Source organism: Flavobacterium sp. AC267, from assembly GCF_979258715.1.
Genome location: NZ_OZ409875.1, coordinates 2,511,787 through 2,523,821 on the forward strand (window position 1 = coordinate 2,511,787; position 12,035 = coordinate 2,523,821).

Below are 12,035 nucleotides of genomic sequence, written 5' to 3' on the forward strand. Positions count from 1 at the left end.
ATGGATGCAACTTTCGCAACTGGAAAGGAACTTCAAAAAATGGATCCTGTTTTTGGTCAATTATCTTTTGACGATCACGAACAAATTGTATTTTGCAATGACAAAGATACAGGTTTAAAAGCAATTATTGGTATTCATAATTCGGTTATGGGGCCAGCTTTGGGAGGTACTAGAATGTGGAATTATAACACAGAATGGGAAGCTTTAAATGATGTTTTACGTCTTTCAAGAGGTATGACGTTTAAATCTGCCATTACTGGACTTAATATTGGCGGAGGTAAAGCTGTTATTATTGGTGATGCTAAAACACAGAAAACGCCTGAATTAATGCGTAAGTTTGGTGAATTTGTACATTCATTAAGCGGAAGATATATTACTGCAGAAGATGTTGGAATGGAAACTAAAGACATGGATACAGTAAGAGACGTAACGCCTTATGTTACGGGTATTTCTGAAGAAAGAGGTGGTTCTGGCAACCCTTCTCCTGTTACTGCTTACGGTGTTTATTTAGGAATGAAAGTCTGCGACTAAAAGTCAGTTTGGTACTGATGTTTTAGATGGTAAAAAAGTTTTGGTTCAAGGAATTGGGCACGTTGGTGAAACTTTGGTAGAGTATTTAACTAAAGAAGGAGCCCAGGTAACTATTACTGATATTAATGAAGAAAAATTATATCAGGTTGCGTCAAAATACAATGCGACAATTTACACTGGTGAAGATTTATATACAGCAGATGTTGATATCTATGCGCCTTGTGCGATGGGAGCAACAATTAATGATAATACAGTAGACAAAATTAAAGCTAAAGTTATTGCTGGTGCTCGCCAACAATCAATTAGCAGATGAGAATGTTCACGGTGCAAGATTGCAGGAAAGAGGTATTTTATACGCTCCAGATTTCTTGATTAACGCTGGTGGAATTATCAATGTTTACGCTGAATTAGCAAATTACGGTAAAGCTGAAATCATGACTAAAACGGAAAATATTTATAATACTACTTTAGAAATTATAGATTTTGCCGCTAAAAATAATATTACAACTCATAAAGCGGCGCTTACAATTGCTCAAAATCGTATTGATCAAAGAAGAATAGAGAACGCTTCTAAGTAATTCTTAGGTCTCGGTTTACAGTCTCAGTCTCAGTTTACAGTTTTATCTGGAAACTGGGGCTTTTTTTAGTTTGCAGTTCCAGTCTCAATTTTTGGTTTTTTCTGAGAACTGTTTTGATTTCGCTGAATACCGTGACTAAGACTGAAAACTGACACTGCGACTGAATACTTTTTTACGAATAAATTTTATTATAAGGATTGAAATTCCTAATTTTGCAGACTAATTTTTAAATGTTCTTACACGGTGGTAAATAGAAGACACATACGCGTTAAAGTAATGCAATCCATTTATGCAATGCACCAAAGCGGTTCTGATAATCTGGAAAAAGAAGAGAAATTCCTTTTTTATAGTATTGATAATATTCAGGACTTATATCTTATAATGCTTTCTTCATTGATAGAAATTTGTAAAAAAGAGTCTGTTTTTTTACATCTGTCAAGTAAAAAACACCTTGCAACTGTCTGCAGAACGTAATCCAAACGAAAAATTTGTAAAGAATAAAATTTTTCAACTTCTTGCCGAAAGCAATTCCTTAAGCATCGCTTTAGAAAATCGTAAAATCAACAACTGGTCATTAAACGATGATTATATCATTTTGCTTTTAAATGATGTAAAAGCAAGCGATTTGTATAAAAAATACATGAGCAATAATGTGAATACATTTGAGGAAGACAGACAATTTGTAATTGATTTGTTTGCTGAAGTAATTGTTCCAAATGAAAAATTATATGAGTATTTGGAGGATGATAAATTAACTTGGGTTGATGATATTCCGGTTGTAAATACGCATATTATTAAGCGACTAAAAGCAATTAAGACAGAAGATCCAGACGATTTTAGAGTTCCTAAATTGTATAAAGATGTTGAGGATAAAGATTTTGCAAAAGATTTATTTAGAAGAACTGTTTTAAATGAAACTGTTTTTGCTAAAGAATACGATGATAAAACACCAAATTGGGACAGCGAAAGGATTGCAGAAATTGATACTATTATTTTGAAAATGGCAATCTGCGAATTTTTAAAATTCCCGTCAATTCCTGTAAAAGTAACTCTTAACGAATATTTAGAAATCGCAAAAGAGTATTCTACACCAAAAAGCAGTATTTTTATCAACGGAATTTTAGATAACCTTGTAAAAGAACTTACCGCTAATAAAAAGATGGTAAAAGTAGGAAGAGGGTTGATGTAAAAATTAAATTTTCAATTTTTTAAATACCAAATTCCAACTGCTTTGTCTCTCTGAGCGTCCCGAGGCTTCGGGAAAAGAGTTAAAAGAAAATATTAAATATAAATCAAAAATAAATTTAAATTATGGGACAATTAACTCAATTTGCGCCATTTCTATTGATGTTTGTGGTAATCTATTTCTTTATGATCAGACCACAACAAAAAAGAGCTAAAAACGAAAAAGAATTTGAAAGCGACCTAAAAGTAGGTGATAGAATAGTTACAAAAAGTGGTTTTCACGGTAAAATTGCTGAATTAGCAGAAACTACTGTTGTAATCGAAACTATGTCAGGAAAATTAAAATTAGAGCGTTCAGCGATTTCATTAGAATTGAGTGCGACTTTGAATAAAAAAGCATAATTTTTTTAAAATTACAATATTGAAAAATCCCAAATTCCAAAAGGAGTTTGGGATTTTTTTTACGCGTTATTGTCATTTCGACCAAAGGGAGAAATCACGCTCGCTGATCGCTAAAGATTGGCGACAGGACTTGTGGAGTTTCTGGTGGGATTTCTCCCTTTGGTCGAAATGACAAAAAATAGTTGTGTACTGTCGTTTTTCGGAATGACATACTATGTGGGAATGCTTTGTAGTTGTAATAGGTTATTTTCTGTGTGGTTGCTTCGTTCCTCGCAATGACATTGTTTGCGCATAAAAAAACCTTTGTCAAAGTTTTAAACTTTGACAAAGGTCTCGTATAGTTTAGTTCTTCGACTTCGCTCAGAATGACAAAGTATTGGAATTTAGATCCGAGTGATCGCGAATTGGCGAAGCATTTGGAATTTGGAATTTGGAATTTTAAAAAAAAATCACCTGTATTTATCATTCAACCCAACATTCGCCAAAATCATCGGAATCACTTTTTCGATTCTCGAAAGTTTGGTTTTTTCTTGTTTTGCGGTTTCAATATATTCTAAAAACTCATGTTTTTTATAAGGCGAGAATTTATTAAAAGCGTCATTTAAAGCTGGATTCTTTGCCATTTCTTTCTCTAAAAGTTCAGAAACAATTGCTTCTTTTTTAGAAGGTTTTATAACTTTTCCCTGCTTTTCATTTTCAATTGCTTCAGAAATATATTCTAAAACCATCGCCTCATTTACTTCGTCTTTGGATGTAAAACGCCACTGACGCAATGATTTAGTTTTGTCTTCCTGAGCATTTACGAGTTTCTTTTTGGTGTCTTTTAGAAAAACGCCATTGAAAAACCAAATGGCAAAATAGTCTTTAAATCCCCCAATTCCGATCACATTTTTCTTGTCATAAACATAAACTGGACCGCCCCATTTTGTGGTTTCGATAAGTTCTGTTTTATCGATGATTGATTTAAGAAGAAGGAGCTCTTCTTCCCATTTATCACCATATTTCCAAATGCCTCTATTTTCGGATTGTGATTCCAATTATTTCTTTGATTTAGATTTTTCGGTATCAAAAATTCCTGGAATAGCTGTTAATTCAGCAATCTTTACAATTAAATCAGTTGCTTTTTGGATGCTTTCAGCAGGAACATATTCGTATTTTCCGTGAAAGTTATGACCGCCCGCAAAAATGTTCGGACAAGGTAATCCCATAAACGATAATTGAGAACCGTCTGTTCCACCGCGAATTGGTTTAATGATCGGTTTTATGTTTAATTCTTTCATCGCTTTTTCGGCAATATCTACAATATGTTTTACAGGAAGAATTTTTTCTTTCATATTGTAATATTGATCTTTTACAACCGCAATTACGATGTCTTCACCAAATTTCTTCGCGAATTTTTTATTGAATTTTTTGGCAATTTTTTCAATAAGCTCTTTTCTTTTTTCGAATTTCTTTTTGTTGTGATCACGGATAATCAATTCTAAAACCGTTTCTTCGATGTTTCCTTTTATATGATGTACGTGAAAAAATCCCTCGTAACCTTTTGTTTCTTCTGGAGTTTCGCCTTTCGGAAGTTCATTAATAAACTCATTTGCCAAAAGCATTGAGTTAATCATTTTTCCTTTTGCATAACCAGGATGAACGCTTTTTCCTTTAAAAGTGATTTTAGCTCCAGCGGCATTAAAATTTTCATATTCTAATTCCCCAATCTGACTTCCGTCCATCGTATAAGCCCATTTAGCGCCAAATTTTTCGACATCAAAATGATGCGCGCCGCGACCGATTTCTTCGTCTGGAGTAAATCCAATTCTGATTTTTCCGTGTTTAATTTCTGGATGCTGGATAAGATATTCCATTGCTGAAACAATTTCTGTAATTCCAGCTTTGTCATCGGCACCTAACAAAGTTGTTCCGTCAGTAGTGATAATGGTTTGACCTTTATACTGCAGTAAATCTTTGAAATAATTTGGAGATAAAACAATGTTTTTTTCTGCGTTAAGAATAATATCTTTTCCATCGTAATTTTCTACGATTTGAGGTTTTACGTTGGCACCGCTAAAATCTGGAGAAGTATCAAAATGAGAAACAAAACCAATAGTTGGCACTTCATGATCAACGTTACTTGGCAGTGTTGCCATGATATACGCTTTATCATCGATAGTTACTTCATCCAAGCCTATTGCTTTTAGTTCTTCAACTAATTTATTGGCAAGATTCCATTGTTTCTCCGTACTTGGTGTTGTTTGTGAATTTGGATCCGATTCGGTATCAATTGTTACATAACTGATAAAGCGGTCTATGATATGTTGCATTTCTTTGAATTTTTAGCAAATATAGAAAATTTTTTCTGCTCAATAATTTAGCTTCCTATATCTGAATGAATAAAAAAAGGGATTCTCTGCAGAATCCCTTTCAGTCGTTTTACTATAATTATTTACTCTTTACACATCTAAAACCCACATGGTTTGCGGCAGATCTAATTTCGCCTTTTCCTCTCGTTCCTACCATATATCGTGTACAATATTGGTCGGTACATAAAAATGAACCACCGCGATGTACTCGTTTTATTTCTGTTGGATCATTAGGATCGTTATAAGCGTCAGGACCTGTCGGATTTTTTACAGTTTTACCGCTTTCTGCCAATGATTTATAATAATCTACACTGTACCAATCGCTAACCCATTCCCATACATTTCCAGCCATATCATACAAGCCGTATGAATTGGGTGCGTATTGCGCTGTTGGAGCGATTCCTTTAAAACCATCTTCTCCAGTGTCTCCATCTTTAATTGGGAAATTTCCTTGGTAGATATTCGCCTGAAATTTTCCTTTCGGTTTTAAATCATTTCCCCAAGCATATAAATTCCCTGTTTTACCGCTGCGTGCCGCAAATTCCCATTCTGCTTCTGTCGGAAGTCTTTTTCCCACCCATTTCGCATACGCAAAGAAGCATCTTCATAAACGACGTGTACTACAGGATATTTTTTCTCTCCCTTTAATAGTACTTTGCGGGCCATCTGGATGTTTCCAGTCGGCGCCTGGTTCGTAGCGCCACCATTGCATAAAATTATTCAGATTAACTGCAGATGGAGTAGGTGTAAATACAACAGATCCTGTAATTAACTGTTCGTCAGTTGCAGTCGGAAATTCTTCTTTAGTTGGTTTTTGTTCTGCAACAGTTATATAACCAGTTGCTTTCACAAATTTTTCAAATTCTTCATTGGTAACTTCAGTTTCATCCATATAGTAGCCGTCAACATAAACGCGGTGAATAGGAGCGAGCATCTTTTGTTACCCCTTTTATACTGCACAAACTTTCGTCTTCGACATTACTTCCCATAGAAAATTCACCTCCAGGAATCCAAACCATTCCAGCAGGAGCTTTTCCTGTCGGTTTAACTTTATTTTCAATTGTTGGTTTAAAAGCAGAAGATTCTGAAGTGTTTGGAATCTCATGACATTCTGCGCTGACAACTATTTCTTTTTTGGGTACAACTAATTTAGTATAACTGTAAGCAAGTGAAATAATGGAAATTGTCAGGAAAGCGATAATCCAAAATGTTTTATTTTTCATGGTAAATGATTTTGATCTGATATTGGTTGTCAAATAGATGGGGTAAAATTATAAAATAATTTCATTATAGTATAGTAATTATATAGGATTAATAAGTATTATTTATCTTCTTCAACTAAAACTACTTCATATTTGTCTTTGCCATCAACTTTAACAGGTTGGTAATAGGTTTCGCCAAACTTTACATATTTTACATCTCCAATTGTAACTTCTTCTCCGCCTTCTGGTAAATTGTCGACAATAGTTCCCGCCGTTGGAGGTACTACTTTATAAGAACTGCCATCTTTTTCATAATAGGTTCCTCCGTAGTAGTAATTATTTACTGTTCCCGTATTGACGGTCTGTGCGTCGCTTGGGATATTATTTACAGTTCCGCCAACTGGTGCTGGAACAGCCGTATAGCCTCCATTAGATGGTGCATACCAAACTCCCTGATCGTAATGATATTGCGTACTTTCGACACTTACTACTATTGCTGTAACGGCTAAAGTGGCAACAAAAAATCCCCAAGGATGCCATACTGGTCCATAATAAAACGGTCTGTACGGATGAAAATAATACGGATTGTAAGCATGATATCTATAGCCTCCGTATACATAAGGAGGGCGGGCATACACTACAGTGTTTCGTCTCACAACTGTGTTGCGATTGTTGTTTATGGTAATATCTCGACTTCTGTCAACATTTCTTGTATTGCCGCTTATATTTGTATTTCTGTTTCCAGTTCTATTTCCATTAATGTTGTTGTTATTTCTATTTGTAGAAGTTGCTGGTCTCGTAACTTTATTGTTAGAGCTTGATGGTCTAGTAATTTTATTATTATTTGATGCTTGCTGGTCTGGTTACTCTATTTGTAGAAGAGTTAGCAGGACGTTTGATACCGCCTCCGTTAGAGCCAGGTCTAGACTGTACAGCTGGTCTTGTGTGCGTTGCTCCGCCGGCTCTGTGGGCGACACCGCCTCCGCCATGGCGCTGTGCAAAACTATCTATTGAAATAAGGAAAAATGTTCCGATCAGACACGCTATTGCTGATCTTTTTACTGATTTGGATATGTTTTTCATTTTCAGTTATTTAGATGAATTAAAGTTATGAAAAAAAATGTTCGATTTTGAGAAATTTCTCAAATTTTTAAAAGTACTTATTTGAATTACAGCGAAATATCCCATTGTATTCTAAAGCGCCAGCCTTGCTCTAAAGGAAGTGTTTTGTCTTGAAAACTAAAATAACTTACCTCCGAAGTGAGTTTATTTTTATGTCCTTTAAAAAACCAGTTGAAAGCCAATGTAGATTCATCTTGTCTATTTTGTCTAATGGAATTATCGGGTCTATATGCCGCATGTCTTCCTGCCATTTCTAAGTGCTTGGGCCACCAGTCAAAAACATTATGGAAAAAATATCCCGCCTGAACATAATATCCTTTTAATGTGGTCGTGTCGTCATTATTCAATCGATCAATAATTTCCTTGGTATGCCATTCGCTCTGCCACGAAAAGCCACGGTACATAAACGCAGTTTCCAGATTCCATTGATTTACTCTGTATTGACCAGGCAGACCATCTTCATAACCATCTAATGAGCCGCCTGCCTGCGAAAAACGCGTATAAGGGCTTCGATTTGTTATGGCTGAAAAAGCAACGATCGGAGTCGGTTTTTCATGAAATTCTAAATCACAGCCTTCAAAATCAAGAAATCTTCCTAAAAAATTCCATTGTGCGCGTCCAAAATACATTAAATGATTATCGTCGTTTGAAGTGCTCCCTCTTCCTGTTCCTGTTAAAGCGACAAACCAGTAATTAAAATCGGCTATGCCACTTCCTTTTAAATGGCCATAAACTTCGGCTCCTAATTGTCTGTCCACTGTAAAAGGCCTATTAATTAATGATCTTTCAACCATCTGCTGTTCACCGTCGCTAATGAAGCGTTCGCGGGTAAATTCTGTTTTCCATTGCCCGACTTTAAAGCTCAGCCAATCCCACTTTTCGATCATAATTCTAAAGTCAAGTAAATTGGACTGACTCAATTCGTATTCCCAATAATATTTTAACCAAGGTTCAAAAGCATGACCGCCAATTTTTAATCTGGCTCGGTTTATTTTAAAAGTTGTTTTGGCATCTTGGGTGTAATCGTCATAAGTTAGAGGATCTGTATCATAAGGAGTAGAAAAACGAAATTGTAATCTGCTTTGTAATTGAAATAAAAACTTATTGTCTTTCGTCTGTAATTCAATTCCTTTATTTCCATACCGAACATTCATAAGTTTAGTGGTATCTTTTTCTTGTCTGCGAAAAGCCTTTAAAACCAACTAGCAATAGAAAAACCAAAAGAAGGTTAGAATTACGATTTGTTTTGTTTGCGATGTACATAAGCTCGATTGGTTTGTATTGATCCAATTATTTTCCTCCAAAGTTTTTTGCAATTCCTAATCCAATTCCCCAGCTGTCATACGCATTCCATTTAAAATCATAGCTGACGGTGCCAAAAACTTCCCAGCCTTTTGGGAGTTCGTATCCATATTCTGCTCCAGCCCGAGTCAGGAAAAAATCTTCTTCTTTAGCAAATTCACCACCGAAACCTAAAAGAAAACTCCAATGTTCATTTGGTTTGTAAATTCCCATAACCGCAGGAGCAATAGGATAACTTCTTTCAATAGTTTCCTTATCATCTCCGCTGGCAAGGTTTTTTTCGACTTTAAATTTTTCAATTATAAAATCGGTATGGAGACCTATTGCCCATTTTTCATGAAACTGAAAGGTATAATCAATTCCCCATGCAGGCAGACTTAGAACTTCGCGATTTCCTTCGTCGTCACGACCTTCAAAAACGTGAACATGATTAATAGATATTCCTATTTGGTGATGCGGACTAAATGATTTCTTTTCCTCTTCCTGAGCTGTAATTTTTGAATACCCTGAAAAACAAAAAAGGATTATCAGAAGAATTCTTATTCCAAATAGGTTATTGATTCCTGATGTCGTTTCATTTTGCATAGCTTCTGTTTTTTTTAATGAATGAAATTTGCAGAAGATTTTTTTCTTAAATAGCTCAAAATTAAATAATAAATAATCCAGAGTAGGTTGTTCAAATCCTTGAAGTTGTTTCATTTTATAACTTGCAACCTTAAAATTTAAATTTTTGACTTATATCTATATAAATAGGTTTTAAAGAATTGAACAAAATAGAAATTATTTGTTTTGGTAAAAAAGCACCTTTTTAAACTATAATATTTAAATTTGCACCCAAAATAAACAACAACACACTTATGTATAAATTGATAATTCGTCCGATACTTTTCTGGTTTGATCCTGAAGAAGTGCATTACTTTACTTTTTCATTCGTTAAATTCATTTCAAAAATCCCAGGAGTTTCGTCAATTATAAGATCAATTTATGAAGTAAAAGATTCTCGATTGGAAAGGGAAGTGTTCGGAATTAAATTTAAAAATCCAGTAGGACTTGTCGCAGGATTTGACAAAGATGCCAAGTTGTACAAAGAGCTTTCTGATTTTGGTTTTGGTTTTATCGAAATTGGAACTGTAACGCCGGTTGGTCAGGAAGGAAATCCTAAAAAACGTTTATTTCGTTTAAAAGAAGATCAGGCTATTATTAACCGAATGGGTTTTAATAACGGAGGAGTTTTAGAAGCGGTAGAACGTTTAAAGAAAAACTCTAGCGTTTTGATTGGAGGAAATATTGGAAAAAATAAAGTAACGCCAAATGAAAATGCTGTAGACGATTATATTATTTGTTTTGATGCTTTGTTTGACCACGTTGATTATTTTGTGGTAAATGTGAGTTCGCCAAATACACCAAATTTAAGAGCGTTGCAGGACAAGGAACCTTTAACGGCTTTATTGCAGACTTTGCAAGACAGAAATATTGAAAAGCAAAAAACAAGTACCCAGAAAGTAAAACCAATTCTTTTAAAAATTGCTCCAGACCTTACAGATGAGCAGTTATTAGATATTATTGATATTGTAAAAACAACACAGATTGCTGGCGTAATTGCGACCAATACCACAATTTCAAGAGATGGTTTGCAATCTTCAAACCAATCTGAAATGGGTGGATTGTCTGGAAAACCGTTAACAAAACGTTCTACAGAAGTTATTCGTTTTCTTTCGGAAAAAAGCAATAAAGCATTCCCAATTATCGGAGTAGGAGGAATTCATTCTGCAGATGATGCTATTGAAAAACTAAATGCAGGTGCAAGTTTGGTGCAATTGTATACTGGTTTTATTTACGAAGGTCCAGCGCTGATCAAAGCTATTAACAAAAAAGTTTTAGGGCAGTTGTAAAAGAAGTGCCTGAATAACGAGTCCGACTACTATTGCAATTCCAAAACTGATTAAAGTTCCAATCATTACATATTCGGTTAGTTTTCGGTCTTTGGCTTCTTTTAAATCTCCAAATCTAAAAATAGATTTTGCTGACCAATAAAAAGCCTATTGCTTCAAAATGTCCAGTCAAAATAAAACAAACTACAAATAAACGTTCTAATATGCCAATGTAATTTCCTGCATTGGCAAGAGAATTGTCCTGGTGGCTATTTTGACTTTCTGGACTCCAAATTGAAATTATGGTTTTAATAAAAATGGAAGAAGGTTTGGTTACCAATAAAATTCCAGTGATTAGAATCCAGAATTCATTCATAACCCAAAAATCGATAATGCCGTTATTTTGGTAAAGAAACGTAACTCCAAATAAAATCAAAAGATGCGCAATTTGATCGACTACAAACCAAGTACGTTTGTTTTTTGGCTTTTGAAAATTCAGTTTGATTAAATCGATAACACCGTGCGTAACAGCAATTAAAACTGCATACGGAATAAAACTGATTTGCCCGACTAAAACAGTTGCTAGAACTCCATGAAGTAAAACATGAATATATAAGTAAATACTTTTATGTTTTTTATGCTCTTTATCGGTAACCCAAGAATTTGGTCGCCAGATAAAATCACCCAATAAATGAGCTAGAAGCAGTTTTATAAATAAAATCATGAGGCTGTAAGTTGTTTTATTTGTTTTCTAAAATATCGATCTAAATTCATAACCAAATCAAACTGAGCGCGTTTTTGTCTTCGGCTTACAGCGACTTGGTTAATGCCTATTTTTTGTCCTAATTCTTCTTGAGATAAACTCGGATTTTCTATTGCGTGGCTACAAATTCTGCTGACTGTACCAGCCAGCTGTCCATAAATGTCAAGGCGAGCTGAACCATTAAATTTATCTTTTTCGTCAAAATTAATATCGCCTGTTCGCGACGCTAAAGTGACTTTCTGCTTTTTCAATGTTTCAAAAAGTTCTCCAGAATGGATGAAAGCAGAGCCATTACTTTCTGAAATTCTTTCGGCGTTATGCGTTTTATCTCCAAAGCCTATACTCATTCTGGCGTCAGATTTTAGGGCTCGTAAATGTGCTTTTATCAAAATTGCAGTCATCAGTGTATCTTCAGGGTTCGGAACTTCAATTTGAAATTCGTCACCGCGGTAAACTTCCCATTGACTTGGCATCTTACCAAATGGAGCTAAGATTTTTTTTAAATCCTCAACCCAATGATCTGATTTTTGCTGTCTTGAACCTATTATGTCGCCTGTAATAACACTAGTCATAACCAAATATAATTAAAAAATAATAAACTTTCTATTACAAATATAAGTAATAAATTTAATTATTACTTTTTTTGGTAATATTATGAAATATTACGTTTTTGTGTAATAATTAATCCTATTACGATATTTTGTAATAATTTCGATTCCAATAAAATT

General features: G+C 34.5%; 11 protein-coding genes and 3 pseudogenes. 4 read left to right on the forward strand and 10 right to left on the reverse strand.

From position 1 onward, the window contains the following. The 3 genes and pseudogenes from ACZZ95_RS13140 (at position 1) to yajC (ending at position 2,696) form a co-directional block, all read left to right on the forward strand. Positions 1-1,109 (forward strand): annotated as a pseudogene (locus ACZZ95_RS13140) (Glu/Leu/Phe/Val family dehydrogenase). A gap of 276 nt (positions 1,110-1,385) precedes the next feature. Continuing rightward, positions 1,386-2,298 (forward strand): annotated as a pseudogene (nusB, locus tag ACZZ95_RS13145) (transcription antitermination factor NusB). Positions 2,299-2,420: 122 nt separating this feature from the next. Beyond that, the gene (gene yajC / locus ACZZ95_RS13150) at positions 2,421-2,696 is read left to right on the forward strand and encodes a preprotein translocase subunit YajC (protein ID WP_463469380.1); all 276 of its coding nucleotides are present in this window, start codon (positions 2,421-2,423) and stop codon (positions 2,694-2,696) included. A 449-nt stretch (positions 2,697-3,145) separates the two neighbouring features. Here yajC and ACZZ95_RS13155 read toward each other — a convergent pair whose 3' ends face one another. The 8 genes and pseudogenes from ACZZ95_RS13155 to ACZZ95_RS13190 form a co-directional block, all read right to left on the reverse strand. After that, positions 3,146-3,733 (reverse strand): YdeI/OmpD-associated family protein, encoded by a 588-nt coding sequence (locus ACZZ95_RS13155; protein ID WP_463469381.1) that lies wholly within the window; start codon positions 3,731-3,733, stop codon positions 3,146-3,148. Then, positions 3,734-5,008 (reverse strand): peptidase T, encoded by a 1,275-nt coding sequence (gene pepT, locus ACZZ95_RS13160; RefSeq protein ID WP_463469382.1) that lies wholly within the window; start codon positions 5,006-5,008, stop codon positions 3,734-3,736. It abuts the gene before it with no gap. A gap of 118 nt (positions 5,009-5,126) precedes the next feature. Next, positions 5,127-5,981: pseudogene (locus tag ACZZ95_RS13165) on the reverse strand (formylglycine-generating enzyme family protein). Then, positions 5,950-6,270: a hypothetical protein gene (locus ACZZ95_RS13170; protein ID WP_463469383.1), complete on the reverse strand. Its 321-nt coding sequence runs from the start codon at positions 6,268-6,270 to the stop codon at positions 5,950-5,952. The pseudogene ACZZ95_RS13165 and the gene ACZZ95_RS13170 overlap by 32 nt, the downstream one beginning before the upstream one ends. Before the next feature lie 98 nt (positions 6,271-6,368). Further along, positions 6,369-6,905, reverse strand: a complete 537-nt coding sequence (locus tag ACZZ95_RS13175) for a DUF6515 family protein (protein WP_463469384.1) — start codon at positions 6,903-6,905, stop codon at positions 6,369-6,371. Positions 6,906-7,089: 184 nt separating this feature from the next. Next, positions 7,090-7,332: a hypothetical protein gene (locus ACZZ95_RS13180; protein ID WP_463469385.1), complete on the reverse strand. Its 243-nt coding sequence runs from the start codon at positions 7,330-7,332 to the stop codon at positions 7,090-7,092. Between the two features lie 86 nt (positions 7,333-7,418). Continuing rightward, a complete protein-coding gene (locus ACZZ95_RS13185) occupies positions 7,419-8,525 on the reverse strand; it encodes an OprO/OprP family phosphate-selective porin (RefSeq protein ID WP_463469386.1) in 1,107 nt (368 codons plus the stop codon). Between the two features lie 136 nt (positions 8,526-8,661). Then, on the reverse strand, positions 8,662-9,258 hold the full coding sequence (locus tag ACZZ95_RS13190) for a hypothetical protein (RefSeq protein ID WP_463469387.1): 597 nt from the start codon (positions 9,256-9,258) through the stop codon (positions 8,662-8,664). A 272-nt stretch (positions 9,259-9,530) separates the two neighbouring features. Here ACZZ95_RS13190 and ACZZ95_RS13195 point away from each other — a divergent pair, with 272 nt between their 5' ends. Further along, positions 9,531-10,565, forward strand: a complete 1,035-nt coding sequence (locus ACZZ95_RS13195; RefSeq protein WP_463469388.1) for a quinone-dependent dihydroorotate dehydrogenase — start codon at positions 9,531-9,533, stop codon at positions 10,563-10,565. Positions 10,566-10,680: 115 nt separating this feature from the next. On the opposite strand, the gene ACZZ95_RS13200 is transcribed toward ACZZ95_RS13195, so the two are convergent. Further along, positions 10,681-11,268 (reverse strand): DUF3307 domain-containing protein, encoded by a 588-nt coding sequence (locus tag ACZZ95_RS13200; RefSeq protein ID WP_463469389.1) that lies wholly within the window; start codon positions 11,266-11,268, stop codon positions 10,681-10,683. Further along, a complete protein-coding gene (locus tag ACZZ95_RS13205; RefSeq protein WP_463469390.1) occupies positions 11,265-11,879 on the reverse strand; it encodes a hypothetical protein in 615 nt (204 codons plus the stop codon). The genes ACZZ95_RS13200 and ACZZ95_RS13205 overlap by 4 nt, the downstream gene beginning before the upstream one ends. Positions 11,880-12,035 lie beyond the last annotated feature (156 nt).